General features: G+C 69.3%; 25 protein-coding genes and 1 pseudogene. 9 read left to right on the top strand and 17 right to left on the bottom strand.

All coding sequences use genetic code 11. The annotated features are described in order from the left end of the window. Positions 1 to 124 precede the first annotated feature (124 nt). The 3 genes from F0344_RS16030 to F0344_RS16020 all read right to left on the bottom strand — a co-directional run bounded on the left by F0344_RS16030 (position 125) and on the right by F0344_RS16020 (position 2,321). Positions 125 to 433 carry a hypothetical protein gene (locus tag F0344_RS16030; protein WP_014047394.1) on the bottom strand — a complete coding sequence of 103 codons (309 nt, stop codon included), beginning with the start codon at positions 431 to 433 and terminating at the stop codon, positions 125 to 127. 332 nt (positions 434 to 765) lie between these two features. Beyond that, on the bottom strand, positions 766 to 1,425 hold the full coding sequence (locus tag F0344_RS16025) for a DUF402 domain-containing protein (RefSeq protein WP_185299449.1): 660 nt from the start codon (positions 1,423 to 1,425) through the stop codon (positions 766 to 768). Further along, on the bottom strand, positions 1,422 to 2,321 hold the full coding sequence (locus tag F0344_RS16020; protein WP_185299448.1) for an oxidoreductase: 900 nt from the start codon (positions 2,319 to 2,321) through the stop codon (positions 1,422 to 1,424). Before F0344_RS16020 ends, F0344_RS16025 begins: the two co-directional genes overlap by 4 nt. Before the next feature lie 235 nt (positions 2,322 to 2,556). Between F0344_RS16020 and F0344_RS16015 the strand changes: the two genes are divergently transcribed. From F0344_RS16015 to F0344_RS15995, 5 genes are all read left to right on the top strand, one after another. Further along, on the top strand, positions 2,557 to 2,967 hold the full coding sequence (locus F0344_RS16015; RefSeq protein WP_308460975.1) for a hypothetical protein: 411 nt from the start codon (positions 2,557 to 2,559) through the stop codon (positions 2,965 to 2,967). Continuing rightward, on the top strand, positions 2,964 to 4,745 hold the full coding sequence (locus F0344_RS16010; protein WP_185299447.1) for an alpha/beta hydrolase: 1,782 nt from the start codon (positions 2,964 to 2,966) through the stop codon (positions 4,743 to 4,745). Before F0344_RS16015 ends, F0344_RS16010 begins: the two co-directional genes overlap by 4 nt. A 101-nt stretch (positions 4,746 to 4,846) precedes the next feature. Further along, on the top strand, positions 4,847 to 5,299 hold the full coding sequence (locus F0344_RS16005) for a hypothetical protein (RefSeq protein WP_185299446.1): 453 nt from the start codon (positions 4,847 to 4,849) through the stop codon (positions 5,297 to 5,299). A 100-nt stretch (positions 5,300 to 5,399) separates the two neighbouring features. Beyond that, entirely contained in the window at positions 5,400 to 6,410 is a 1,011-nt protein-coding gene (locus F0344_RS16000) for a C40 family peptidase (RefSeq protein WP_185299445.1), read from the top strand. A gap of 273 nt (positions 6,411 to 6,683) precedes the next feature. Next, the gene (locus F0344_RS15995) at positions 6,684 to 7,415 is read left to right on the top strand and encodes a phosphatase PAP2 family protein (protein WP_185299444.1); all 732 of its coding nucleotides are present in this window, start codon (positions 6,684 to 6,686) and stop codon (positions 7,413 to 7,415) included. 50 nt (positions 7,416 to 7,465) lie between these two features. Here F0344_RS15995 and F0344_RS15990 read toward each other — a convergent pair. Then, positions 7,466 to 8,507: pseudogene (locus F0344_RS15990) on the bottom strand (FAD-binding oxidoreductase); the annotation flags it as partial. A 67-nt stretch (positions 8,508 to 8,574) separates the two neighbouring features. Next, complete coding sequence (locus F0344_RS15985) at positions 8,575 to 8,856, bottom strand: hypothetical protein (protein ID WP_185303035.1); 282 nt, start codon at positions 8,854 to 8,856, stop codon at positions 8,575 to 8,577. 177 nt (positions 8,857 to 9,033) lie between these two features. Here F0344_RS15985 and F0344_RS15980 point away from each other — a divergent pair, with 177 nt between their 5' ends. Together F0344_RS15980 and F0344_RS15975 are read left to right on the top strand one after the other, a co-directional pair. After that, entirely contained in the window at positions 9,034 to 9,915 is an 882-nt protein-coding gene (locus F0344_RS15980; protein WP_185299443.1) for a hypothetical protein, read from the top strand. Positions 9,916 to 10,023: 108 nt separating this feature from the next. Beyond that, positions 10,024 to 10,182 carry a hypothetical protein gene (locus tag F0344_RS15975; RefSeq protein WP_185303034.1) on the top strand — a complete coding sequence of 53 codons (159 nt, stop codon included), beginning with the start codon at positions 10,024 to 10,026 and terminating at the stop codon, positions 10,180 to 10,182. A gap of 124 nt (positions 10,183 to 10,306) precedes the next feature. Here F0344_RS15975 and F0344_RS15970 read toward each other — a convergent pair whose 3' ends face one another. Next, positions 10,307 to 10,699, bottom strand: coding sequence for a metal-sensitive transcriptional regulator (locus tag F0344_RS15970; RefSeq protein WP_308460974.1), 393 nt, complete (start codon positions 10,697 to 10,699; stop codon positions 10,307 to 10,309). 197 nt (positions 10,700 to 10,896) lie between these two features. Here F0344_RS15970 and F0344_RS15965 point away from each other — a divergent pair, with 197 nt between their 5' ends. Together F0344_RS15965 and F0344_RS15960 are read left to right on the top strand one after the other, a co-directional pair. Then, positions 10,897 to 11,517, top strand: a complete 621-nt coding sequence (locus tag F0344_RS15965; protein WP_185299442.1) for a DUF47 domain-containing protein — start codon at positions 10,897 to 10,899, stop codon at positions 11,515 to 11,517. A 5-nt stretch (positions 11,518 to 11,522) separates the two neighbouring features. Beyond that, entirely contained in the window at positions 11,523 to 12,521 is a 999-nt protein-coding gene (locus F0344_RS15960; RefSeq protein ID WP_185299441.1) for an inorganic phosphate transporter, read from the top strand. Positions 12,522 to 12,632: 111 nt separating this feature from the next. On the opposite strand, the gene pstB is transcribed toward F0344_RS15960, so the two are convergent. The 11 genes from pstB to mshD form a co-directional block, all read right to left on the bottom strand. Further along, positions 12,633 to 13,409, bottom strand: a complete 777-nt coding sequence (pstB, locus tag F0344_RS15955; RefSeq protein ID WP_185299440.1) for a phosphate ABC transporter ATP-binding protein PstB — start codon at positions 13,407 to 13,409, stop codon at positions 12,633 to 12,635. A gap of 40 nt (positions 13,410 to 13,449) precedes the next feature. Further along, positions 13,450 to 14,523, bottom strand: coding sequence for a phosphate ABC transporter permease PstA (gene pstA, locus F0344_RS15950; protein WP_185299439.1), 1,074 nt, complete (start codon positions 14,521 to 14,523; stop codon positions 13,450 to 13,452). Continuing rightward, complete coding sequence (gene pstC / locus F0344_RS15945; protein WP_185299438.1) at positions 14,520 to 15,521, bottom strand: phosphate ABC transporter permease subunit PstC; 1,002 nt, start codon at positions 15,519 to 15,521, stop codon at positions 14,520 to 14,522. Before pstC ends, pstA begins: the two co-directional genes overlap by 4 nt. Positions 15,522 to 15,618: 97 nt before the next feature. Beyond that, a complete protein-coding gene (gene pstS, locus F0344_RS15940) occupies positions 15,619 to 16,758 on the bottom strand; it encodes a phosphate ABC transporter substrate-binding protein PstS (RefSeq protein ID WP_185299437.1) in 1,140 nt (379 codons plus the stop codon). A 513-nt stretch (positions 16,759 to 17,271) separates the two neighbouring features. Next, positions 17,272 to 17,691, bottom strand: coding sequence for an NUDIX hydrolase (locus F0344_RS15935; RefSeq protein ID WP_185299436.1), 420 nt, complete (start codon positions 17,689 to 17,691; stop codon positions 17,272 to 17,274). Beyond that, on the bottom strand, positions 17,688 to 18,689 hold the full coding sequence (locus tag F0344_RS15930) for a CHAD domain-containing protein (protein ID WP_374940094.1): 1,002 nt from the start codon (positions 18,687 to 18,689) through the stop codon (positions 17,688 to 17,690). Before F0344_RS15930 ends, F0344_RS15935 begins: the two co-directional genes overlap by 4 nt. After that, positions 18,676 to 20,928: an RNA degradosome polyphosphate kinase gene (locus F0344_RS15925; RefSeq protein WP_185299435.1), complete on the bottom strand. Its 2,253-nt coding sequence runs from the start codon at positions 20,926 to 20,928 to the stop codon at positions 18,676 to 18,678. Before F0344_RS15925 ends, F0344_RS15930 begins: the two co-directional genes overlap by 14 nt. Before the next feature lie 284 nt (positions 20,929 to 21,212). After that, positions 21,213 to 22,202, bottom strand: coding sequence for an ABC transporter permease (locus F0344_RS15920; protein WP_185299434.1), 990 nt, complete (start codon positions 22,200 to 22,202; stop codon positions 21,213 to 21,215). Further along, positions 22,199 to 23,104 carry an ABC transporter ATP-binding protein gene (locus tag F0344_RS15915; RefSeq protein ID WP_185299433.1) on the bottom strand — a complete coding sequence of 302 codons (906 nt, stop codon included), beginning with the start codon at positions 23,102 to 23,104 and terminating at the stop codon, positions 22,199 to 22,201. The genes F0344_RS15920 and F0344_RS15915 overlap by 4 nt, the downstream gene beginning before the upstream one ends. Continuing rightward, positions 23,101 to 23,511 (bottom strand): GntR family transcriptional regulator, encoded by a 411-nt coding sequence (locus tag F0344_RS15910; RefSeq protein ID WP_185299432.1) that lies wholly within the window; start codon positions 23,509 to 23,511, stop codon positions 23,101 to 23,103. The genes F0344_RS15915 and F0344_RS15910 overlap by 4 nt, the downstream gene beginning before the upstream one ends. Before the next feature lie 104 nt (positions 23,512 to 23,615). Then, positions 23,616 to 24,539, bottom strand: coding sequence for a mycothiol synthase (gene mshD, locus F0344_RS15905; RefSeq protein WP_185299431.1), 924 nt, complete (start codon positions 24,537 to 24,539; stop codon positions 23,616 to 23,618). Positions 24,540 to 24,663 lie beyond the last annotated feature (124 nt).

Raw genomic sequence — 24,663 nt, 5'->3', positions numbered from 1 at the left:
GGTTGCCGCGCATGCGCGGTGTGGTGACTGGACATCAGGGAGACGCAACCTCAGCCGGTGGGCACGACGGACGGATGGTGTGAGGTGGGCGGGGACGGCCCGGGGCTGTGCGGAAGGCGTCGGGTCAGACCGCCATGCCGTACACGATGGTGAACAGGGTGCCGAGCGATCCGATGATGAAGACGCCCGTGAGTCCCGCCACGATCAGGCCTTTGCCTTGTTCGGCGCTGAACGTGTCGCGCAGGGCTGTCGCGCCGATGCGCTGCTTCGCCGCGCCCCAGATCGCGATGCCGAGACAGAGCAGGATGGCTACGGCCATCACCACCTCGATCATGATGCGCGCCTCGTTGCCGAGGGTCCCGAACGGCCCCCAGTTCGGGGCGATTCCGCCGATGATGGTGGTGATGTCGCCCTTTTCAGCTGCCAGGATCATGTAAGTCACCGCCCCTGTTGGGTAGTTCGCTGCCCATGCCGTCCGGCACGGGTCGCCTTCTATCTTCGCTGATGAAACCGCGCCCGTACGACGCCTTCCCGGTCTCTTTACCCGGATCTCGCACGTTTGACCGGGACGACCGCCCTGACCTGCGACTCGCTCCGGCATCGGCGCGCATATGCATGGTTACTCTGTGTATCACGGGGTGTGACCGCGAGCAATGAAGAAGGCGCCGGGTTCCTGATGCGGTCGCAGCGTTCGGGCCGGGTGCGGGATTCGTACGCGCCGTTCGAGAGCCCTTGGTGCGCCGGTTGAATACGTCCGACAAGCCGTCAGAGCAAGGCGCGACGCGGGTTGGTGGCGCGACGCGGTGTCGACCAGTGCCGAGGTGGCTGGAAATCGCAACAGGAGCCATCGAACGGGAACGCTCCGGTCTCGGCGAGCCGCGTCACGCGTACGCCCTCGGCCCGGATGGCGACCGCTTCATCCGCCGACCAGTAGGCGGGGTGCCCGGTTTTGTCGGCGAACGACTGCTCGTCCTTCCAGCGCCAGCTGCGGTCCGGGGCCACGTTGATGTCGAGTTCGTGGTCGGTGACGTCGATGTCCTCGCCGTGGTGGGCCCGGTGTTCCAGATTGACGTACCAACCGCGGAACTTCTGCTTCCGTCCGAAGAGCCAGAACACGGCGTGGGCGGCGCCCGTCGGCTGATGGATGAGGGCGCTGCCCATCGGCCAGCGGTCCGCCGTGAGGGGGTACCCGTGCGCCGGGCGCTTTTGTGGCGGGATGTCCCTGAGGTGGGCGCCACCCGGCAGCTTCGTACGCCACATCGGGGTGCCGGATTCCAGCCAGACCAGCTGGCCTTCCACCGTGCGCTCGACGAGGCGTACGGGGACGGATGAGCTCAGATGGCCGCCTATGAAGAGGTTCCAGCGGAGGATGCTGCCCGGTTCGCCGGGCGAGGGGATGGGAGTGCCGCCGCGTGGGCCGGTCATGAAGCGAGCAGGGCCAGCTCGTCCGTGGAGAGCGCGATCGCGCCGGCTGCCACGTTGTCAGCGAGGTGGTCCGGGTTTCCGGTGCCCGGGATGGCCAGGACCTGCGGTCCGCGGTGCAGGGTCCACGCCAGCCGGATCTGTGCGGGCGAGGCTCCGTGGGCGCGGGCGACGGCCTGTACCCGGTCGCTCTCCGTCGTACCCGCGTCGGCGCCCGCCTCGCGTCCGGAGCCCGCGATCGCATAGAAGGGGACGAAGGCGATTCCCTCCTCGCCGCACCTGTTCAGGAACGCGTCCTGTTCGGGCCGCGCGCCGAGGCCGTACTGGTTCTGGACGCAGACCACCGGCGCGATGGCCTGGGCCTCGGTGAGGTGCTCCGGGGTGACATTGGAGAGGCCGAGGTGGCGGATGAGGCCGGCTTCGCGCAGCCGGGCCAGTGCGCCGAAGCGCTCGGCGATCGAACCGGTGCCGACGATCCGCAGGTTCACGACGTCGAGGTGGTCCCGGCCGAGCTGGCGCAGGTTCTCCTCGACCTGGCCGCGCAGTTGCTCAGGGGTGGCGTGGTCCGTCCACTCGCCCCCGGGGTCCCGGCCCGGTCCGACCTTGGTGACGATGACGAGGTCGTCCGGGTAGGGGCTGAGCGCGTGGTTGATCAGCTCGTTGGCGGAACGCAGGCGCGAGAAGTAGAAGGCGGCCGTGTCGATGTGGTTCACGCCGAGTTCTATCGCTCGCCGCAGCACGGTGATCGCGCGTCCGCGGTCGCTGGGGGTGGCGTCGGGGGTGAGCGCCTCGCCGTACTGGGTCAGGCGCATGGCCCCGAACCCGAGCCGGTTGACCGACAGGTCCCCCAGCTTCCAGGTGCCTGCTGCCGCCGCGTTGATGGTTCCGTATGAGGCCATCGGTGGATTCTGCCACCGGCCGTCGTGACGGGGCGGCGGAACGCGGCTCTCTCTGATCGTCGCGGTGCCCTGTGTGCCTCCACCGAACGAGTGATTCGGGGTGGTCGGCCGCGCTGCCGGCGACGCCCGGGATTCAGCGGTGCGGGCACGTTCTGGGCGCTCGCGGTGTCGTGCTGGTGCGGCATGTCGTGCACCGCTGAACTGGGACAGTGCCGCTCCACGATCAAGGAGCGGGGTGAGCGGTGTGGCCGTGGTGGGGCAGCTGTCGGGGCCGGGGCCGGGGCGGCAGAGGTTGAGTGATCTGGGCGGTGGTGCCGGTGGTGCCGGCAGCCGGGCGCTGAAGCACAGCGACGGGCCGTGGACGCGGGCCGCCGGTGGCGCGGACGCGATGCGGGGGCACTTGGCGCCGGTGAAGCCGGAGCTGGGGGCGGCACACGAAGGCCTGTCGGCGGGGGCGGGCGCCCTGACCGCACTGGCGGAGCTGGGCACCGTACGCGAGTCGTGGGAGCGGCGGTTCGCGACCGCGCAGGGGGAGTGCGCCAGCCTCGCGGGGAACCTGCGGGCCGTGGCTCGCGCGCAGGGTGAGACGAACGAGGCCGTGCGGTCCTCCTTCGCGCCGGTGGCGAACGGCGGCGGCGCGCGGTGAGCGGGTCGGCGCTGACATGGGCGAAGTTACGTGACCTGAAGTGCGGCGAGCTGGAGGGGGCGGCCGACGGCTGGGGCAGGGCGAGTAACCGGGCCGACGCGGCGCGGGACCGGATCGAACAGCACCTGCTCAACGGCCTGCGCGAGACGGAGCAGGGGGAGGCGGCGGATGCGGCGGTGGGGCGGCTGCGGCAGCTGAGCCGGAACTTCCAGTACGTCTATACGGAGTGCGGTCTTGTCCGTACGACGCTGAACAGCCTGGCCCACGAGCTGAGGGCCCAGCAGCGGGCATTGGGTGAGGCGCTGGATGACGCGGCTGCGCTGAGATTCACGGTGCATGCGGACGGGTCGGTGACGTATCCGGCGGCGGGTGAGGGGTTGATCGACGGGAAGCCCTTGGCGGGTGGGACGAAGGCCGGGGGCGGGGTGCCGGGGCTGGTCGCGCCGTCCGGGCTGGTTGCGCCGAACCCGAATGCGGCGAAGGCGCAGGACATCGCGGACCGGGTGGTGAAGGCGGTGCGGACGGCGGCCGAGATCGACTGGCGGTACGCGAGGATTCTGCGGAGGCTCAAGGCGGAAGAGGGCCTGAGGGTCCCGGACTCGACGTGGACGGATGCGGCGGGGGACGCGGCTGCGGTACGGGAGGCGGCGAGGGGGTACCTCAAGAGCGGCATTCCGCTTGACGCGACTCCGGCCGAACGCCATGCGTGGTGGGGCGGCCTGACGGAGGAACAGCGCGAGGAGTACCTCGCGGTGTACCCGGACCAGATCGGCAACCTGGACGGAATCCCGGCCCTGGTACGCGATGCCGCCAACCGCGACAACCTCCAGCTGTTGATCGGCAAGCTGGAGGGGCGGGACGACGGGGAGTCGGAGACCAAGCTGGCGGGGCTGCGGGAGATTGACCGGCAGTTGCAGGCGGCTCGCAAGCCAGGCGATCCGCCGATGTACCTGCTTGGTATTGGGGATCAGGGGAACGGCCGGGCGATTGTGTCCTATGGGAATCCGGATATGTCTAGGAACGTGGCGGCGTATGTTCCGGGACTGGGAACGTCGCTAGACGTAGGATTCGCAGAGGGTGATCTGAAGCGGGCGCGTGACACGGTGCTGGGTGCGCGTAAATATGATTCGTCGAGTGCTGCAATTGCATGGCTGGGATACGATGCTCCGCAATTGATTGATGGTTTGGACAGTTTAGATGTTATGGGAGATGAGAGGGCGGTGAAGGGTGGGCATGCCTTCAACGGATTCATGAGTGGCTTGTCGGTGACTAATGAAAATGAAAACCCTCACATGACTGCTATCGGTCACTCGTACGGTTCTCGCACAGTGGGTGCCGCAACACAGCGAGACGGTGGAATGCCGGGAGTTGACGACTTCATTTTCGTGGGCAGCCCAGGCGTCGGAGTGGATCGAGCCGAGGAACTTGGGGTTGACGGTAGTCATGTATTTGTCGGTGCCGCGGAGAACGATTTGGTGACTAGGACGCCTCCCGCATCACAGGTCAAGGTGGGTGCTGTGATGGGCCCCCTTGGATACTTGATGGACGGATTGGGTGATCACAGCGAGGACGGTTCGTGGTTCGGGCGGGACCCAGCAAGTGAGGACTTCGGGGCCAGGCGGTTTCCCGTGGGGGACGGGCCCTCTCTCATTCTCGATAGATCGTTTGGTGCGCACTCTCAGTATTTCGACCCAGTCAAGGATTCCACATCGGCAGACAGTATTGCCTTCGTGGTTTCGGGGAACTCTCATAAGCTGAAGGTTGAGGAGCCGCGATGAGCCGCCGCCCCTTGCGCGCAGGGGAGGTATTTCTGCTATGCGCGGTTCTATCAGGATGCGGGAATATTATTACTCCGTTAAGTGGAAACGGGCGAGATCAAATGAATATGCAGGAAGCGGCGGAATATGCAGACAAAGTCCTCGACGAAACTTTTGTCGGGATCGAGCCCGAGGTGCAGTGGTCGCACGGCCCTACAACTACGGGTGGCTGTGATGTAACGCGCAGGCGGACTGTGATGACCGTTATCTCGGACGGTCGGCGGGGGAGCTTCCTTGGGGTTGTTGATCGACTTTGGCGCAAGGGTGGATACGCGATCAAGGCGATCAATAGTGACCGGGAGTTCCCGGCGATCTATGCGCAAACAAGGCGAGGGTTTGGTGTGAGTCTGAGTATTGGAGGTGAGGGCCAAGCCTTCTTCGAAGTCGACAGCCCCTGCGTAGAGAAGTCCGAAGTGGCCGACTCCACCTCCAAGCCCACCGGCCCCGCCTTCGAGGGCGAGTTCATCCCCCGCCCCAACGTCCACTCCGACTTCTGGTCCGCCGAGGTCTCCTGACCCCGCGTCACTCCCCCCGCGCTCCCACCGCGCCCCCTCCCACCCGTACACACCAGCGAATCGGCCCATGAACCATGCCTGGATGGGGGATGGTTGAAGGGTGCGGAAATACTGGGTGGTTGTCGGCGGTGGGGTCGGGCTGTGTCTGTGCTTCGTGGCGCTGCTCGTCGTCGGTACGTACTCCGCCGCCGCCGGGCTTGCCGGGGGTGGTGGCGGGGGGGTTGTCGGGCTGGCCAAGGGGGCTGTTCCCGCGCGGTATCAGCCCCTGGTGGAGAAGTGGGGCAACCTCTGTCCTGCCATCAACCCCGCGCTACTGGCGGCGCAGTTGTACCAGGAGAGCGGGTGGAACCCGAGGGCTCAGAGTCATGCCGCCGCTCAGGGCATCGCGCAGTTCATCCCCGGGACCTGGGCCTCGCATGGGATCGACGGGGACAACGACGGTGACCGGGACGTGTGGGATCCGGCCGATGCCATCCCGTCCGCCGCCTCGTACGACTGCGAGCTGGCCGGGTACGTGAAGAAGGTTCCGGGCGACCCGACCAACAACATGCTCGCGGCCTACAACGCCGGTGCCTACCGGGTGATCCGGTCGGGCGGGGTGCCCGCGATCTCCGAGACGCAGAACTACGTGAAGATCATTCGCTCGCTGGAGAAGAGCTTCGCCCGGCCCGTCGGCCGGGTCGCACCCTCACGGCAGGCGGCCGGCGCCATCTACTTCGCGCAGCAGAAGCTCGGTACGCCCTACCTCTGGGGTGGCAACGGCACGGCCGAGCAGGACGGGCGGTTCGACTGTTCCGGGCTGACCCAGGCCGCGTACCGGACCGTCGACATCGAGCTGCCCCGGGTTGCCAACGATCAGTACAACGCCGGGCCGCACCCCTCGCGGGACGAGCTGCTCCCGGGCGACCTCGTGTTCTTCTCCGACGATCTGACGAACTCGCGGGCCATCCGGCACGTGGGGCTCTATGTCGGAGGCGGGTACATGATCAACGCTCCGTACACCGGGTCCGTGATCCGGTTCGACAAGATCGATACTCCGGACTACTTCGGGGCGACGCGAGTCACGAAGGACGGGGCGGCGGCTCTGCCGACCGACCTTCCGCAGGGCTGAGAGGCGTTCGACGGGCAGGGGTCGTGGCTGGAACTCTCCGTGAAGCCTGGGCCCTGAGCTGGGACGATGAGTCACTCTTCGATAACGTCATGGTGATTATTCGGTGGAGGTCGGAACGTAGGCAGCTGACAGACCGTTCCCTGAACTGGGGCAGCATGCGTACTGACCATGCGGCGTTGTCCAGGACTGCGGTATCGCACCGAAACACGGGGGTCGACCGAAGCGGCGCACGCCTGTGTGCGTCGCAGCAGACAAGGCAAGGGGCCGCGGCAGATGGCTGGACTCGCACTCGATGGGTCGAACCCCGACGTCAGCCTGCTCTACGACATCAACGGGCTGGCGAAGGCATCTCCCCCCTGGTTCGACCGGGTCATGGAGTTCGTCGGTGAGTACGGGATCATGCTCGGCATGGTCCTGGTCGGCCTGTGGTGCTGGTGGAGTGTTCGCCGGCGCGGGACCGTCGAGGATTCCGTGACGGCGGTCGCGGGGCTCGTCTGGGCGCCGCTGGCAGCCGGGATCGCCCTCCTCGTCAACATTCCGATCCGGGGTTTCGTGGAGCGGCCACGTCCGTTCAACGACCACGACGGGCTGGAGGTCCTCGTGGCCGGCAAGACGGACTTCTCGTTCGTCAGCGACCACGCCACCATGGCGATGGCGATCGCCGTCGGGCTCTTCGTTGCCAACCGGAAGTTCGGGCTCGCCGCCCTCGCCCTCGCGCTCGTCGAGGGGTTGTGCCGGGTCTACATGGGTGTGCACTACCCGACGGACGTCATCGGCGGTTTCGCGCTCGGCACGGCGGTGGCCCTGCTTCTCGCACCGCTCGCCATGGCCCTGCTGACGCCGCTCGTGACCGCCGTGTCCCGGTCCGGCCGGGTCGGCTTCCTCGTACGCTCCGGCAAGCCGCTCGAGGCTTCGGCCGACGACCGGGGCAGGGCGCTCGGCATTCCCGAGCCGCGGCCCGGGTCGGGCGGCGGTGGTGCGGGAGAGAAGGACCTCGCCGCCTGACGGGCGGCAGAGGACGGGCCACGGGACTGAGGTTCCGGAGGTTCCTGAGGTCAGAGGGACTGGGGGAAGGTGAAGAGGCGGGTCGGGTCGTACCGCTCCTTCAGGCGGGCGAGCCGGTCGGCTCCCGCGCCGTAGTACGCCTCCCGCCAGTCGGCCAGATGCGGGTCGACGTAGTTCTGGTACGCGGCTCCGGACGCATAGCGGCGCATGGCCGCATGGGTCGTTTTGAGCCAGCCTTGCTGGGCCGTTCCCGAGGTGCCGGGCTGCCAGGCGCCGATGTACTGGGCGAGCACCCGTGAGCGGCGGTGGACGAACGCCGTCGCCTCCGGGTCGATCCGGTTGACCGCCCCGCCGAGGGCGGTGAGCGCGACGGAACCTTCGCCCCCGCCCTGGTCCGCCGGAATCCGGGTGAACGCCTCGGCCCGGTCGATCAGCGTCCGCAGGCCCGCCCCGGAGAGCGGCCGGTCGAAGAAGTCGGAGGCCGCGGCGTACGCGTCCCGCAGGCCCGCCCCGCCCTGGTCGCGGCCCGGCGTCGTGCCCGGCAGGTGGCACTGGGCGGCCGTGAGGCCCGAGCAGCCCGCGTGGACGAGCATCGCCTCCAGGAAGCTCCGCCGACGCAGCGATACGGAGGAGGCCGAGGCGCCGGCCTTCCCGGCGAGGCGGTCCACGGCGTTCTGGAGATCCCCGTACGTACCGAGGGAGAACACGCGTACCGAGGGAGAACACGGCGATGGACAGCGTCGGCACCTCTCCTCCCGGACCGGCGTCGAGGTGGGCGGAGGACCAGATCTCGTCCGGCTGGTCGGGGCCCCACTCCTGCCAGGCGGCGAGGACGGCCTGGGCGCGGGACCAGGGGTAGGAGAGGAAGCCGCTGACGGTCGGCGGGGCCGGCCGGGTGCGGAAACGGAGTTCGGTGACGACGCCGAAGGTGCCGTTGCCCGCGCCGCGCAGGGCACAGAAGAGGTCCGGGTGGCGCTCGGTGTCGGCGGTGAGTGTCCTGCCGTCCGCGGTGACCAGGGTGGCGGATGTCAGGTTGTCGCAGGTCAGGCCGTACGCGCGGGAGACGACACCGTGGCCGCCGCCGAGCGTGAGGCGATGAGGGGGTGAGGAGATGAGGGTGCGAGGCGGTCAGGCAGTGAGGCGGTCGGGCGGTGCGTCGTCAGGTGTGCTGGGGTCCCGCGGAGTCCTCTGACGTGGACAGGTGCTGTTCGGCGTCGGTACGGGCCCGGTCGCGGGACCGTCGTGCGGGTCCCCGCCACCCGCAGGTGCAGTGGGCCAGACAGAACGAGCCCCGCTCGATCGTCGTGACGCTGTGCGGTGAAGCGGTGGTACGCGTGTCGGTCGAGGTGGTGCCGGGCTGGGGTGGGGTCGTCCGTCCGGCCGTGTGGAGAGCCGGGATACGGGCGTGGTCCGGGGCCTGGGTGGGGGCTTCCTCATGCACGCGTCCACGGTACTGGTGGCGGCACCCGAACGGCGGTTCCGGGCACCGATCGGTGCCCGGAACGGGTGCCTCCGGGGACAACGGCGGGCGTGTACGGCGTGACGAGGGACCCCGGTCGTCGTTAGGCGGGGCGAGTGGGGGGCTCGTGCCGGGTTGGTCGTTGGGGGTTGGCAGGCGATGGTGGTGCAGCAGCACAGGGGCGGAGGCGGGGCCCTGGCTGTCTGCGCTCTTGCCGTGGCGGGCGTGATGGCGGTGACCGCCGGGTGCTCCGACGGGAGCGGCGGCCACGTGCACGGGGAGCGGCTCCGGGCCGGGGCTCCCGGGCCCGGAGGCAGCGGTGAAACGCTGCGGCGGGCGGCTGACGTGCTGGTCGCTGCCGGCAGCGCCGAGATGCGTACGTCGATGGAGACCGCGGCCGGCGGGACGCGGGTGACGATCAGGGGCCAGGGGGCGTACGACTTCCGCCGACAGCTGGGACGGGTCAGGGTCGTCCTGCCTAAGGACGCCGCCGGGGAGACCGGGCACCGGCCCATCACCGAACTGCTGGCGCCGGGTGCGCTGTACATGAAGAACCGCGGTGCCGGGGTGCCCGAGGAGAAGTGGGTACGGGTCGACACGACGGCGCTGGAGGACGGGAACCTCGTCACGGGCGGGGTGACCGATCCGATGGCCGCCGCCGAACTGCTGCGCGGGGCAGGCGAGGTGACGTACGTGGGGAAGAAGGAGCTCGCCGGGGTGACGGTCCATCACTACCAGGGGACCGCCGACCTCGGGGGGGCGGCCCGTGCGGCGTCGCCGGAGTCGCGGGGGGCGCTGACCGCGGCGGCGAAGGGGTTCGGCACGGACGCGGTGCCGTTCGACGCGTATCTCGACGAGGAGGGGCGGCTGCGCAAGGTGCGCCACCGTTTCAGCTTCGCTTCCGAGGGGCCGGCGGTGGCGGTGGTGTCCACTCTGCTGCTGTACGGGTTCGGGGTGCCGGTCACCGTGCGGCTGCCGGACCGGGGCGACATCTACACGGGCTTGATCCAGCAGGGCCGGGGCGGCGGAGGGAGCCGGTAGGGAGGGGGTCGAAATGGTCCGTCCGTGCCATGCGCGGTGGGTGTCCCGGTCCCTACGCTAGGAAGCCGGTGCGCCAGGAGTCGGCGACGGCAGAGAGAGGTGACGCACGTGGTGACGCTCAGCGCCCCGAACGCGCAGGACCGTTTGGCTCTGGCTGAGATCGAGCTCTGCGGCGAGCTCATGATCGCGGCCTCGGCCGCCCGCGAGGACCGGCTCAGTTCCGACCGTATCGACGAGGTGCTCAACGTCGGGACCGGCGACTGCTAGAACGCGACTGCCAGATCGCGGCTGCTGGGAACTGCCCGGCCCCCGGCCCCCGGCCCCGAACCCCGGCAGACCGGCTGCCGGGGGTGACATCGGACGCGTCGTGCGGCTGGCGCCGGCGCTGGGATCAGGTGCGGAGCAGGCGGGCGATCGCCTTCGTGGCTTCCTCGACCTTCGCGTCGATCTCCTCGCCGCCCTTGACGGCGGCATCGGCGACACAGTGGCGCAGGTGCTCCTCGAGGAGCTGGAGCGCGAAGGACTGGAGGGCCTTGGTGGACGCCGAGACCTGGGTCAGTATGTCGATGCAGTAGACGTCCTCGTCGACCATCCGCTGGAGGCCGCGGACCTGGCCCTCGATCCGGCGCAGGCGCTTGAGGTGCTCGTCCTTCTGGTGGTGGTAGCCGTGGATACCGCGGTCGTGGTCGGTGACGACGGTGGCCGCACCGGCTTCCGCGCCGGCTTCCGTACCGGGCTCCGCACCCGCGGAACCGGCTGCCTCAGTGGCCTCGGTGGTGGTCATTGCTTCCTCCCGTTGTCTGTTGCCTTGCGTCCATATACCCCTGCCGGGTATATGGTACCGAATCCGGCCGAACCGTGACCGGGGGCCCGTGTTGATCACTGTGCCCGATGGGCGACACTGAAGAACGCCGGTTAGCCGTGGCCGGATGATGCGCCTAGCATCAGCCTGACCGAATCCAAAGCACCCGAGGACCCCACGTGCGCTTTCGTCTGACCCCCAGGGAGACGAGTTTCTACGACATGTTCGCCGCATCCGCGGACAACATCGTCACGGGCTCGAAGCTCCTCATGGAACTGCTCGGGGCGGATGCTGCCTCCCGAGTCGAGATCGCGGAGCGTATGCGGGCAGCGGAGCACGCGGGGGACGACGCGACCCACGCGATCTTCCACCAGCTCAACTCCTCGTTCATCACGCCCTTCGACCGCGAGGACATCTACAAACTCGCCTCGTCGCTCGACGACATCATGGACTTCATGGAGGAGGCCGTCGACCTGGTCGTTCTGTATCAGGTCGAAGAGCTCCCCAAGGGTGTCGAGCAGCAGATCGAGGTACTGGCCCGGGCGGCGGAACTGACCGCCGAGGCCATGCCGGGCCTGCGGACCATGGAGAACCTCACCGAGTACTGGATCGAGGTCAACCGTCTGGAGAACCAGGCCGACCAGATCCACCGCAAGCTGCTCGCCCAGCTCTTCAACGGCAAGTATGACGCCATGGAGGTGCTGAAGCTCAAGCAGATCGTGGACGTGCTGGAAGAGGCCGCTGACGCGTTCGAGCACGTCGCGAACACCGTGGAGACCATCGCGGTCAAGGAGTCCTGAACCTCGTGGACACCTTTGCGCTGGTCGTGACCATCGGTGTCGCGCTCGGCTTCACGTATACGAACGGCTTCCACGACTCGGCGAACGCCATCGCCACCTCGGTCTCCACCCGGGCGCTGACCCCGCGTGCGGCCCTGGCGATGGCCGCCGTGATGAACCTCGCAGGCGCCTTCCTGGGCCAGGGGGTCGCCAAGACCGTCAGCGAAGGGATCATCGCCACGCCCGAGGGGCAGAAGGGGATGGGAATCCTCTTCGCGGCGCTGGTCGGCGCGATCATCTGGAACCTCATCACCTGGTACTACGGCCTGCCGTCCTCGTCCTCGCACGCCCTTTTCGGCGGCATGGTCGGCGCGGCGCTGGCCGGCGGGACGATGGTGCACTGGGACGGGGTGCTGGAGAAGGTCGTCATCCCGATGTTCGTCTCGCCGTTCGTCGGTCTGATCGTCGGCTATCTGGTGATGGTCGGGATCATGTGGATGTTCCGGAACTCCAACCCCCACAAGGCCAAGCGCGGCTTCCGTATCGCGCAGACGGTCTCGGCGGCGGGCATGGCGCTCGGTCACGGTCTCCAGGACGCGCAGAAGACGATGGGCATCGTGGTGATGGCCCTGGTCATCGCCGATGTCGAGGGACCGAACGACGAGATCCCCGTCTGGGTGAAGGTCGCCTGTGCGCTGATGCTGTCGCTCGGAACGTACGCGGGTGGCTGGCGCATCATGCGTACGCTCGGCCGGAAGATCATCGAGCTGGACCCGCCGCAGGGATTCGCGGCCGAGACGACGGGCGCGTCGATCATGTTCGGCTCGGCGTTCCTGTTCCACGCGCCGATCTCCACCACGCACGTGATCACGTCCGCGATCATGGGTGTGGGCGCCACGAAGCGGGTGAACGCCGTGCGGTGGGGTGTCGCCAAGAACATCATCCTCGGGTGGTTCGTCACCATGCCGGCTGCGGCGCTGGTCGCTGCGCTGAGCTATGGGGTTGTGCGGCTGCTCTTCGGGTGAGGGCCGGCAACGCGTAGAAATGGGTCCGCCCCGCTCTCCTCACGGAGAGCGGGGCGGACCCTTTTGCCTTGTGGTGGCACCGCCATGCAGCACCCCAAGGCTGTCTGTGGGTTATCCGAAGCGGCCGGAGATGTAGTCCTCGGTGGCCTGGACGGACGGGTTGGAGAAGATCCGCTCCGTCTCGTCTATCTCGATGAGACGGCCCGGCTTGCCGACCGCCGAGAGGTTGAAGAAGGCCGTACGGTCCGAGACGCGCGCCGCCTGCTGCATGTTGTGCGTCACGATGACGATCGTGAAGCGTTCCTTCAGCTCACCGATCAGGTCCTCGATGGCGAGGGTCGAGATCGGGTCGAGGGCCGAGCAGGGCTCGTCCATCAGGAGTACCTGCGGCTCGACCGCGATGGCGCGGGCGATGCACAGACGCTGCTGCTGACCGCCGGAGAGTCCGGAGCCGGGCTTGTTCAGCCGGTCCTTGACCTCGTTCCAGAGGTTGGCGCCCTTGAGTGACTTCTCGACGACGTCCGCCAGCTCGCTCTTCTTGTACGAGCCGTTCAGCCGGAGACCCGCGGCGACGTTGTCGAAGATCGACATGGTCGGGAACGGGTTCGGGCGCTGGAAGACCATGCCGACCGTGCGGCGCACGGTGACGGGGTCGACGCCGGGGGCGTAAAGGTCCTCGTCGTCCAGCAGCACCTTGCCCTCGACGCGGCCACCGGGGGTGACCTCGTGCATCCGGTTCAGGGTGCGCAGGAACGTGGACTTGCCGCAGCCGGAGGGGCCGATGAAGGCCGTCACGGAGCGGGGCTCCACGGTCATCGAGATGTCCTCGATGGCCTTGTGGCTGCCGTAGTAGGCGGTCAGACCGCCGATGTCGATTCGCTTGGCCATGGGGATCACTGCTTCTTTCGGGAGGTCGCTGCTGGCCGCGTCAGCGACCGGTCTTGGGGGCCTTCCAGCGGGCGATGCCGCGGGCCACCAGATTGAGGATCATGACGAAGGCGATCAGGACGAGAGCCGCGCCCCAGGCGCGGTCTACCGATGCCTCGGTGCCGACGACGTACTGCTCGTACACGTACAGCGGAAGCGAGGACTGGGCGCCTTCGAAGGGGTTCGGGTTGATCAGCTTCGTACCGAAGACGAGCAACAGAACCGGGGCGGTCTCACCCGTGATACGGGCGACCGCGAGCATGATGCCGGTGGTGATTCCGCCGATCGCGGTCGGCAGCACCACCTTGAGGATAGTGCGCCACTTGGGTACACCGAGGGCGAGCGAGGCTTCGCGCAGCTCGTTGGGGACGAGCTTGAGCATCTCCTCGGTGGAGCGGACGACCACCGGCATCATCAGGATCGCGAGGGCCAGCGCGCCGGCGAATCCGGAGGGCCCGAAGCCCAGCATCAGATTCCAGGTGGCGAGGATGAACAGACCAGCGACGATCGACGGGATGCCCGTCATGACGTCGACGAAGAAGGTGACGGTCTTCGCCAGCTTCCCCCGCCCGTACTCGACCAGGTAGACCGCGGTGAGCAGTCCGACGGGTGCGGCGATCAGCGTGGCGATGCCGACCTGCTCCAGGGTGCCGAGCAGCGCATGGTAGATGCCGCCGCCCGCTTCGGCGTCGAGCAGACCGCTCATGGAGTGGCTGAGGAAGTACGGGTCGAGGACCTTCATGCCCTTGGTGATCGTGACCCAGGCCAGCGAGATCAGCGGGACGAGGGCGAGGATGAAGCTGACCCAGACCAGGCTGGTCGCCACCCGGTCCTTGCCCTGACGGCGGCCCTCCACCTTTGCGGTGATCGCATAGGTGGCCAGGACGAAGATCAGGGCGGCCAGGAGGCCCCACTGCACGCGGCTGTGCCAGCCGGCGACGAGGCCGATGCCGATACCGGCGGCAACGGACCCGGCGGCGATGGCGGCGGGCGCCCAGCGAGGGAGGCGCGCGTGCGAGAACGTCGCGTGCTGCACGGGAACGACCGGAGGCTTGTCCATGATTGCCTGGTTCATGCGTTGGCCCCCGAGTACTCCTTGCGGCGGCCGATGATCCAGCGGGCCGCTCCGTTGACCAGCAGCGTGATGACGAAAAGCACCAGGCCGGATGCGATCAGGGCGTCGCGGCCGAATTCGTCCGCTTCGTTGAACTTCGCGGCGATGTTCTGCGCGAAGGTGCCGCCGCCCGGATCGAGCAGGCGGCCGGAAATGATGAAGCTTGGGGAAAGCACGACCGCTACGGCCATTGTTTCACCGAGTGCGCGGCCCAGGCCCAGCATGGAAGCGCTGATGATGCCCGAGCGGCCGAAGGGCAGTACCGACATCCGCATGACTTCCCAGCGCGTGGCACCGAGGGCCAGGGCGGCTTCCTCGTGCATCTTCGGCGCTTGGAGGAAGACCTCGCGGGTGACGCTGGTGACGATCGGCAGAATCATGATGGCCAGCAGGATGCCGACGGTGAAGAGGCTGCGCGCGACGCCGTCGCTCGTCTTGTCGAAGATGTACGTCCAGCCGAGGTACTGGTCGAGCCATTTGTTGAGGCCGTCCAGGTACGGGACCAGGAAGACGGCGCCCCAGAGGCCGTAGATGATGCTCGGTACCGCGGCCAGCAGGTCGACGACGTACGCGAGCGGCGTGGCCAGCTTGCGGGGCGCGTAGTGCGAGATGAACAGCGCGATACCGATCGCGACCGGCACGGCGATCGCCATGGCGATGATCGAACTGACGATCGTGCCGAAGAGGAGGACGGCGATACCGAAGACCGGCGGGTCGCCCGCCGGGTTCCACTCCGAGGTGGTGAGGAAGTTTGCGTCGTCCTTCGATACGGCGAGAACGGTGCGGTAGGTGAGGAAGGCCGCGATGGCAGCCATGATCACCAGGAGGACGATCCCCGAGCCACGGGACAGTCCGAGGAAGACCCGGTCACCGGCGTGACTGCTCTTCTTGGCAGAAGGCTTGGCCTGCGCTTCGGGCGGGGGTGGAGCGGATGCGTTGGGTTCGGTTGCTATGGTCATCGATTTTCTCCGGTCTGCGGAGCCGGTGAGGGCTCCTGGCGGCGGTGCACCGGAAGGCGCGGACGGCCCCGGATGCCGGGGCCGTCCGCGGCCGGGGTCAGGACAGGGTGGGGACGATCTCGCGGACCTTGGCCGCGATCTCGGCCGGGAGCGGCGCGTAGTCGGCGTCGGCCAGGACCTTCTGGCCGTCCTCGCTGACCGCGTAGGTCAGGAATGCCTTGAGGGCGGGCAGGGTCTCGGCCTTGTTGCCCTTGTCGCAGGCGATCTCGTACGTCACCAGGACGATCGGGTACGCACCGTCGACCTTGGTCGCGTAGTCGAGCTCAAGCGCCAGGTCGTTGCCGGTGCCCTTGATCTTGGCGGCGGCGATGGCCTTGGAGGCGTTCTCCGTGGTGGCCTCGACCGGGGCAGCGGCGCCGGTGGCGACCTTGACGGTGTTCAGCTTGTTGGCAGTCGCGTAGGACAGCTCGAAGTAGCCGATCGCACCGTTGGCGGCCTTGACGTTGGAGACCACGCCGGAGGAGCCGTTGGCAGCCTGACCGCCCTTGGCCGGCCACGACTTCGACTTCGGGTCGTACTTCCACTCGCTCGGCGCGGCCGTGTTCAGGTACTTGCCGAGGTTCTGGGTCGTGCCGGACTCGTCCGAGCGGTGGAAGGCCTGGATCGCGGTGTCCGGGAGCTTGGCGTCCGGGTTGAGCTTGGCGATCGCGGCGTCGTTCCACTTGGTGATCTTCGAGTCGAAGATCAACGCGAGTGTCTTGGCGTCGAGAACGAGGTCGTCCACGCCGTCCAGGTTGTAGCCGACGGCGACGGGGCCGCCGACCATCGGCAGGTTGATGCCCTGGCCGGTCTTGCAGATCTTCTTCGACTCGGCGACCTCTTCGGGCTTGAGCGCCGAGTCGGAGCCGGCGAACGCGACCTGCCCCTGGTTGAACTTGGTGATGCCGCCGCCGGAGCCGATGGCCTGGTAGTTGACCTCGATACCCGCACAGGCCGCCTGGAAGTTCTTGACCCAGAGGTCCATGGCGTTCTTCTGCGCGGTCGAGCCGGCCGCGAGCAGTTCGCCCTTGGCGTCGTCGCACTTGATGTCCGACGCGGCGCTCGTCGTCTCGCCGCTGCCGGCGGTGGTGCCGCTGGTGTTGTCGTCCGAACCGCACGCCGTGAGGACCAGGGCGCCGGAGACGGCGAGGGCACCGAGCGCGGTGGCACGAAGCCGGTTCTTGCGCTGAAGCTTCACTTTCGGGTGTTCCTTCCAGGAGCCGCCGTGGTTGTCTCGTTCTACGACGGCGTGCGATGAGGAGTGGTGCTGTGGCTTGTCGCCGCGCACCGTGTACGTCCGAAATTAGGCAGAACAGGTGAAGCCGCCTGCGGGTCAGGGTGAACGGAAGGTGAACCGTGTCGGACGGGCTGGCTTTGGTGGGCGTGTCCTTCGCGGGCGGGTTCTTGTCCCCAAGCGCCGGACGGGCTGGGTTTCGGTGCGGCGGCCTTGTGGTTGCCCCGTTTGGGCCGGTCCGGGGCCCCTCCGGAGTGTCTCCTCAAGCGACGAACGTTCGGCGGGAACGCCATGCGTACCCGGGTTTCCGTTCGTCACCCTGCGGGGACCCTCCTGCACGGCCCCGGACCGGCCGGTGGGGGCGTGCGGGCCGTGCCACCGGGGGTGGTCAAGGGGTCCCTGTATGTACCCGTGACCCGGGTGCCACGCCGGGCCCGTCCCGGCCCGCCCTGTCCCGCCCCGACCAAGGCCCGCCGGTCAGGCGGACCGCGGCGCCGTGAGGAAGGCGTCGAGCTGGTCCCGGTCGCCAGGGCGGGTCAGGCGTTCCCGGGCCACTGACGGGGGGAGCCAGAGCAGACGGTCGACCTCGTCGTTCGGGGTGAAGGAGCCGCCCGTCGCCTCCGCCGCCCAGTACGCGACCTCCTTCGGCCGCCCGTTCACCTCGTACCGGGCCGTGGGCAGCCGGGCCCCCGGCGCGCAGTGGTGTCCGGTCTCCTCCAGGACCTCCCGCAGCGCGCCCCCCAGCGCGGACTCGCCGCGCTTCAGCTTGCCCTTGGGGAACGACCAGTCGTCGTAGCGGGGCCGGTGCACCAGGCAGACCTCGGGGCTCCCGTCGTGCGACGAGCGGCGCCACAGCACGCAGCCGGCCGCCAGTACGGGACCTGCCGACGAGCTCATGGCCCCGTCACGGCCGCCGCGTACGGCCAGGTCTCCCGGAACACGCTGCGGGCCGCTTCCACCTCGTGCCGCTGGTCGGCGTGGAGCACGCCGAGGGCGTACGCCGTCGCCGGGGCGATCCGCGGGGTCCGGGCCGCCGCCGCGGCGGCGGAGGCCGCCTCCGACGCGTCCCGGTGCAGATCGAGTGCCTTGCCCGCCCCCGCCAGGACCGGATCGGGTGTGCCCCGCACCACCTCGTCGGCGTACCGGTGCAGCCGCAGCAGCAGACGGGCCTGGTGCCAGGGCGCGTCCTGGGCCTCGTTGTACGGCTCCACCAGTTCGTCCGGTGGCAGCGCTGCCACCGCGCCGAGCAGCCGCTTCTCGGCACGTTCCACCGGGCCGTACAGCACCTCGGCGGCCGGAGCCGCCGCAGAGGCGGCCAGCGGGACGTCGGAGGCGAGCAGGGCGACGGCGTCGGCGACCGCGTGGAAGCGGGAGGAGCCGAGTGCCTGGAGCGCCGCGGAGTGGGCGCGTGTCCGGGCGAGGGTCAGCTGCCGCTCCAGGAGCGCCCCGGCCCGCGCCGCACCGACCCCGAGCGCGGCGCGCTCCTTGTCGGTGCCTGGGCCGCCGACAGGGGTGCGGGCCCCCGGCAGTGACGTTCCCGAGAGCGCGTGGAGCGCTTCGAGGAGGCGGGCCAACCGGGTGGCGTACGCGTGTTCGCGGGCCAGCGTGCCGGAGAGCCAGGCCAGTTCCGTACGGAGCTGGTCGGCCCAGTTCGCGTCGAGCAGCCCCCGGAACGTGTGCAGGGAGCCGCCGATCCGGCGGGCCGAGCGGCGCAGCGCACCGGCCGCCTCGTCCGTGCCGCGGCTGCCGCCGTCGGTCGGCGCGCTGTGCTCGCGGTGCAGCCGCAGGCCGCGCAGGAAGTCTCCGGCCTGCTCCTGGAGGTACGGCCCGAGGACCCCTCCTGCGGGGAGTTGCGCGGTCTCCCGCATCGTCGTCTGCTGGTCAGGGCGTCGCACGCCGGCGCCTCCGGGCGTCAATGAGCATCTCTTGCACGTGCCGCAGCGGCTGACCGTCCCCGTCCGTGGCGTGCCGGGTCCAGTTCCCGTCGGGACCGAGGTGCCAGGAGGAGGTGGTGTCGGCCATGCCTGTTTCCAGGAGCCGGCTGAGGGCCGCGCGGTGGGCGGGGTCGGTGACCCGGACCAGTGCTTCGATCCGGCGGTCGAGGTTGCGGTGCATCATGTCGGCGCTGCCGAACCAGACCTCGGGTTCGCCTCCGTTGCCGAAGGAGAAGACCCGGGAGTGTTCCAGGAAGCGGCCCAGTATCGAGCGGACCCGGATGTTCTCGGAGAGGCCGGCGACGCCGGGGCGTATCGCGCAGATGCCGCGGACCCAGATGTCCACGGGGACGCCTGCCTGCGCGGCCCGGTAGCAGGCGTCGATGGTCGCTTCGTCGACCATGGAGTTGACCTTGAAGCGGACGTACGAGGGGCGGCCCGCGCGGTGGTGGGAGATCTCCTTGTTGATACGGGCGATCAGCCCGTCGCGCAGGGACTTCGGGGCGACCAGCAGCCGGCGGTAGGTCTCGCGGCGTGAGTAGCCGGAGAGCCGGTTGAAGAGGTCGGAGAGGTCCGCGCCGACCTGCGGGTCGGCGGTGAGCAGGCCGAGGTCCTCGTACAGCCGGGCGGTCTTGGGGTGGTAGTTGCCTGTGCCGACGTGGGAGTAGCGGCGCAGCGTGTCGCCCTCCTGGCGGACGACGAGCGACAGCTTGCAGTGGGTCTTCAGCCCGACGAGGCCGTAGACGACATGGCAGCCGGCCTCCTCCAGTTTGCGGGCCCACTTGATGTTGGCCTGCTCGTCGAAGCGGGCCTTGATCTCGACGAGGACGAGGACCTGCTTGCCGGACTCGGCGGCGTCGATCAGCGCGTCCACTATCGGGGAGTCGCCGGAGGTGCGGTACAGCGTCTGCTTGATCGCCAGGACGTCCGGGTCACCCGCCGCCTGCTCCAGGAACGCCTGGACGGAGGTGGAGAACGAGTCGTACGGGTGGTGCAGCAGGACGTCGCGTTCGCGCAGCGCGGCGAAGATGTCGGGCGCGGACGCGGACTCGACCTCGGCCAGGTCCCGGTGGGTGCCCGCGATGAACTTGGGGTACTTCAGCTCGGGCCGGTCCAGCGACGCGATGCCGAACAGGCCGGTGAGGTCGAGCGGTCCCGGCAGCGGGTAGAGCTCGGTCTCGCTGATCTTCAGCTCGCGTACCAGCAGGTCCAGGACGTACGGGTCGATGGACTCCTCGACCTCCAGCCGGACGGGCGGGCCGAAGCGGCGCCGCACGAGCTCCTTCTCCAGGGCCTTGAGCAGATTCTCGGTGTCGTCCTCCTCGACCTCCAGGTCCTCGTTCCTGGTGACCCGGAACATGTGGTGGGCGAGGACCTCCATGCCGGGGAAGAGCTCTTCCAGGTGGGCCGCGATGACGTCCTCGATGGGGACGTACCGCTGCGGCGACGCCTCCAGGAAGCGGGTCAGCAGCGGGGGCACCTTCACGCGGGCGAAGTGCCGGTGGCCGCTGACGGGGTTGCGTACGACGACGGCGAGGTTGAGCGAGAGTCCCGAGATGTACGGGAAGGGGTGCGCCGGGTCGACGGCCAGCGGGGTCAGTACGGGGAAGACGCGCTGGCGGAAGAAGGTGAACAGGCGGGCCTGCTCCTTCTCGGTCAGCTCGGGCCAGCGGATCAGCTGGATGCCCTCGTCGGACAGGGCGGGCGCGATGTCCTGCTGGTAGCAGGCGGCGTGCCGGGCCATGAGTTCGCGGGAGCGGGTCCAGATGAGGTCGAGGACCTCGCGGGGCTGGAGTCCGGACGCGGAGCGGGTGGCGACGCCGGTGGCGATGCGGCGCTTCAGGCCGGCGACGCGGACCATGAAGAACTCGTCCAGGTTCGAGGCGAAGATCGCGAGGAAATTAGCCCGTTCGAGGAGGGGGGTCGCGGGGTCCTCGGCCAGTTCGAGGACGCGTTCGTTGAACGCGAGCCAGCTGCGTTCGCGATCCAGGAAGCGGCCCTGGGGCAGTTCGTCGCCGTCGCGGTCGGGTTCGTACGCGTCCGCGTCGGCGTCGAGATCGGGGTCCAGATCGGCTGCCGTGGAGAAACCGACGCCGTTGGACGTCGAGTCGGCGACTGCGCGTGGCCGGTGCGCGGCGAGTGAGCCGACCGACGGCTGAGTGGGCTGGACCGGGACCTCGGAGCTGGGCTGCTGGCTCATGGACCTATTGTTCCGCGTCGACGGCTCCGGGGGCACGTCGGAGCCAGGAAAGATCGCGGAAGGCCCGGCGGACCCACGAGGTCTGCCGTTGCGGGGGGCGGGCACGGCTGGCTGCATCCTGTGAGGGTCGCAAGCGCTTCTGAATGGCCGGTAACGGCGACATGACATGCAGGCTGCGGTGTGCGGTCCCGGCGGGGCCCCGGGCGCGCGTCGGGGCCCGTACGGCCCGCCCCGCCCGGGCTCCCCCCTCGGAGTCCGGACAGGGCGGGGGTTTCGCGGCCGGGTCAGCCGTGCAGGCGGCGCAGTGCCCGGAAGGCGAGGGCCACGGCGATCGCCGCGAGGGCGAGCAGGATGCCGGTCTCCATGAGCTGCAGGGGCCAGAAGTGCGAGTCGGGGTGGAACTCGGCGAACTTGGTGACGCCGCCGCGCTCGCGCATGCAGACCTCGGGGTCGCGGAAGTCCGGGCCCCCGAAACAGCTGCTCCAGTACAGCTTCTCGCCTGATGCCGTGAGCATTCCTGATTCGATGTGCCAGCCGCTGGCGTACAACCGGATGTCGTCGCCGAGGAGCTGCACGGTCGGCCAGAGTTCGTAGCGGCGTTTGGACAGGCCGAGCATGACCACGCCGAGCACGAGGACGGTGGCGGACATGGACAACAGGGTGCGGCGGACGAGTACGGCACACAGCGCGCCGACGGCCACCGCGAGCAGCGCGAATGCGACGGCTACGGGGCCCAGGCCGGGGTAGACGCCGGTTCCGTGCCAAGGGAGGGACGTGAGCGGCTTGCTGTGGATGATTGTCCATCCCCAGCGGTAGACGAGCGACAGGATCGTGAGCCCGACGATCGCGACGGCGGCGGGGACGGCGAGACGGGCCGCCAGCCACTGGGCGGGCGAGACCGACTGGGTCCAAGCCATCCGGAAGGTGCCGCTCTCCAGTTCCCGCGCGATCAGCGGGCCCGCCACGAAGGCACCGATGAGGCCCGCGAGTACGAGCAGCACCATGCCGCCGTCGGACAGGTACTGCTCGGTGGACGTGCGTGCGTAGGTGGGGAGGTAGCTGCCGTCCCCGCACCGGGTGGTGTCGCCGTCGGGGCAGCGCTCCTTCCCGGACGCTACCCAGACCTGGAGCGCGACCATGACGCCGATGCCGGCAACCACCAGGGCGCCCGCGCCCCAAAGAGCCTTGCGGTGCTGGCGCAGCAGGACGCGGACCGGGCCGCGCTTGTTGCCCGTGTCCGGTGCCGGGCGCTGCGGTGCGGTGAGCGTGCTCATGCGGACGCCACCGCCTCGCGGGTCTCGTGGTGGGCGCTCGGGGTGAGCAGGGGCGGGGCGTCGGGGGAGCGGAGGTGGGCCAGGAGCAGTTCCTCCAGGGACGGTTCCGTCACGTCCCAGGCGGTGTCGTCCACCGGGCCCTCCTTCCGTACGAGCGCGGTGAGCTGACGGCCCGTCGTGCGGGACTCGACGACGGTGTGCGGGGCGAGGTCCCCGGCCTGTCCGGTCAGTACGGCGTGGGCGGCGACGATGTCGTCCGTCTCGCCGCCGAGCCGGACGCGTCCGCCGTCGACCAGCAGGACGTAGTCGCAGGCGCCCTCCAGCTCGGTGAGGATGTGCGAGGACATCACGATGGTGGTGGAGTGCTCGGCGGCCTCGGCCATCAGGGTGCCCATCAGCTGGTGGCGGGCGAGCGGGTCGAGGTCGGCCATCGGTTCGTCGAGCAGCATCAGCGAGGGCCGCTTGCCGAGGGCGAGTGCCAGGGCGAGCCGGGTGCGCTGGCCGCCGGAGAGCGTACGGACCTTGGCGTGCTGGGGGAGAGGAGAGGCGACCCGGTCGGCCGTGGCCCGGTCCCAGCTCGCGGGGTTGAGCTCCTGGCCGGCCCAGAGGGTGTCGGCCACGGTGAGCTGCGGGTACAGGGGCTTGTCCTGGGAGACGTACGCGATGCGCTCACGTAGGGCGCCCGGTGCGTCGGAGCCGAGCACCCGGACCGATCCCTCGGTCGGCCCGAGGAGGCCGGCCGCCAGCGCGAGCAGGGTGGACTTCCCGGCGCCGTTGGGTCCGACGAGGGCGCAGACCCGTCCGGCGGGCAGCCGGAACGAGCAGTCGCGCAGCGCCCACCTGCCCGCCCCGCGGCCGTACTTCATACCGAGGCCGTTCGCCTCGATCGCGGAGCCTGTCATCGGTCCTCGTCCCCCTTGAATGTGCTGTCCAGTACGGCGGTGAAGAGCGCGCTCACGTCGTCCTTCTCCAGTCCTGCGGTGCGGGCCCTGAGGACCCAGTCGGCGAGCTCGGAGCGCAGTGGTGCGTCGGTGGCGGTCGCCGCGCTGCCGAGCGTGCGCCGGACGAAGGTGCCGAGCCCGCGGCGTGCCTCGACGAGGCCCTCGCGCTCCAGTTCGCGGTAGGCCTTGAGCACGGTGTTGGGATTGATGGCCGTGGCCTCGACGACCTCGCGGGCGGTGGGCAGCCGGTCGCCCGGTTCCAGCACGCCCAGGCGCAGGGCCTGTTTGGTCTGCTGGACGATCTGGAGGTACGTGGCGACACCGCTGCGCCGGTCGATGCGGAACTCGACCGCTGCGGACTCTGCCATGTCCACCACCCTTTCACTAATTGAGTAGTGAAAGGGTGACGTAAGGAAGGGGCGGCGTCAAGAGGCGCCGCCCCCGGGGAAGTTGTCGCAGCTCAGGAGCGGGCTCAGGACTCCGTGCGGTACATCAGGTCCACCTCGTGGGTCACGAAGCCCATGCGCTCGTACACCTTCAGCGCCGCCGTGTTGTCCGCGTCGACGTACAGCATCGCGGTCGGCAGCGCCTCGGCCGCCAGGTGGCGCAGGCCGATCGCGGTCAGTGCCTTGCCGAGGCCGCCGCCCTGCGCCTCGGGGCGGATGCCGACCACGTACACCTCACCGAGCTGCTCCTCGGCGTGCACCTTCGTCCAGTGGAAGCCGATCAGTTCGCCGTCGCGCTCGGCGAGGAAGAAGCCCTTCGGGTCGAACCAGGGCCGGCCCTCGCGGTCGTCCAGGTCCTGCTGGGTCAGGGAACCCTGCTCGGGGTGGTGGGCGAAGGCGGCGCGGTTGACGTCCAGCCAGGCCGCGTCGTCCTCGCCGGGGACGAACGTGCGGATGGTGACGCCCGGCGGGAGTACGGGTTCAGTGATGACGGAGCCGGCCAAGGGGCGCCGGAGCTGGCGCAGTTCGCGGAAGAGGGAGAGGCCGAGTACCTGGGCCAGATGCCGGGCCGCGGACGTGCCGCCGTGTGCCCAGACCCGCAGCCGCTTGCCCGTGGAGGCGAGGAGCGCGGCGCCGAGCGCGCGCCCGTGTCCGTGGCCGCGGTGGGAGGGGTGCACGACGAGCTCGGCGGCCGGTGCCTCGACGGGGTCGGTGTCCTCCAGCTGCGCGTACCCGGCGAGGACGCCGTCCGTGGTGAGCAGGAAGTGCCGTACGCCTTCGCGGTGCCCGCCCCTGAGCTGTAGACGCCCCTGCTCGGAGACCGCCTGCCTGCCGTCGGTCCGGGTGGCCTCGGCGAGCAGGTCGAGGACGGCGTCGGCCTGGTCGGGGGTGAGCGCGTCGAGGGTCTGAATCTCGCGTCCGGGGGAGGGGAGGGGTACGTCTGTCGTCATGTCTACGAGCGTACGGCGGGCGGGGTGGCGGAGGCGGTGGTGCGACGCGGGTCGGCGTGGAGCCGGGCGCCGCCCGGGGTGTACCGGCAGGTCATGGGTCCGTGTCCCGTTCCGCGCGCTGTGA

This window comes from Streptomyces finlayi (genome assembly GCF_014216315.1).
In the GTDB taxonomy this organism is placed as follows: domain Bacteria; phylum Actinomycetota; class Actinomycetes; order Streptomycetales; family Streptomycetaceae; genus Streptomyces; species Streptomyces finlayi_A.
Note: the sequence above shows the minus strand (reverse complement) of the source record. Positions and strands in the feature narration are given on the sequence as shown.

Bases quoted from the DNA above. Each gene is read 5' to 3' on its own strand.
- F0344_RS15935 (WP_185299436.1), bottom strand. From the start codon at position 17,691: ATGAGCTCGTCGGCAGGTCCCGTACTGGCGGCCGGCTGCGTGCTGTGG.
- F0344_RS15920 (WP_185299434.1), bottom strand. From the start codon at position 22,202: ATGAGCACGCTCACCGCACCGCAGCGCCCGGCACCGGACACGGGCAAC.
- F0344_RS15980 (WP_185299443.1), top strand. From the start codon at position 9,034: ATGGTGGTGCAGCAGCACAGGGGCGGAGGCGGGGCCCTGGCTGTCTGC.
- F0344_RS16005 (WP_185299446.1), top strand. From the start codon at position 4,847: ATGAATATGCAGGAAGCGGCGGAATATGCAGACAAAGTCCTCGACGAA.
- F0344_RS15970 (WP_308460974.1), bottom strand. From the start codon at position 10,699: ATGACCACCACCGAGGCCACTGAGGCAGCCGGTTCCGCGGGTGCGGAG.
- pstC (WP_185299438.1), bottom strand. From the start codon at position 15,521: ATGACCATAGCAACCGAACCCAACGCATCCGCTCCACCCCCGCCCGAA.
- F0344_RS15915 (WP_185299433.1), bottom strand. From the start codon at position 23,104: ATGACAGGCTCCGCGATCGAGGCGAACGGCCTCGGTATGAAGTACGGC.
- F0344_RS16030 (WP_014047394.1), bottom strand. From the start codon at position 433: ATGATCCTGGCAGCTGAAAAGGGCGACATCACCACCATCATCGGCGGA.
- mshD (WP_185299431.1), bottom strand. From the start codon at position 24,539: ATGACGACAGACGTACCCCTCCCCTCCCCCGGACGCGAGATTCAGACC.
- F0344_RS15925 (WP_185299435.1), bottom strand. From the start codon at position 20,928: ATGAGCCAGCAGCCCAGCTCCGAGGTCCCGGTCCAGCCCACTCAGCCG.
- F0344_RS16020 (WP_185299448.1), bottom strand. From the start codon at position 2,321: ATGGCCTCATACGGAACCATCAACGCGGCGGCAGCAGGCACCTGGAAG.
- pstB (WP_185299440.1), bottom strand. From the start codon at position 13,409: ATGGCCAAGCGAATCGACATCGGCGGTCTGACCGCCTACTACGGCAGC.
- F0344_RS15910 (WP_185299432.1), bottom strand. From the start codon at position 23,511: ATGGCAGAGTCCGCAGCGGTCGAGTTCCGCATCGACCGGCGCAGCGGT.
- F0344_RS15995 (WP_185299444.1), top strand. From the start codon at position 6,684: ATGGCTGGACTCGCACTCGATGGGTCGAACCCCGACGTCAGCCTGCTC.
- F0344_RS16025 (WP_185299449.1), bottom strand. From the start codon at position 1,425: ATGACCGGCCCACGCGGCGGCACTCCCATCCCCTCGCCCGGCGAACCG.
- pstA (WP_185299439.1), bottom strand. From the start codon at position 14,523: ATGAACCAGGCAATCATGGACAAGCCTCCGGTCGTTCCCGTGCAGCAC.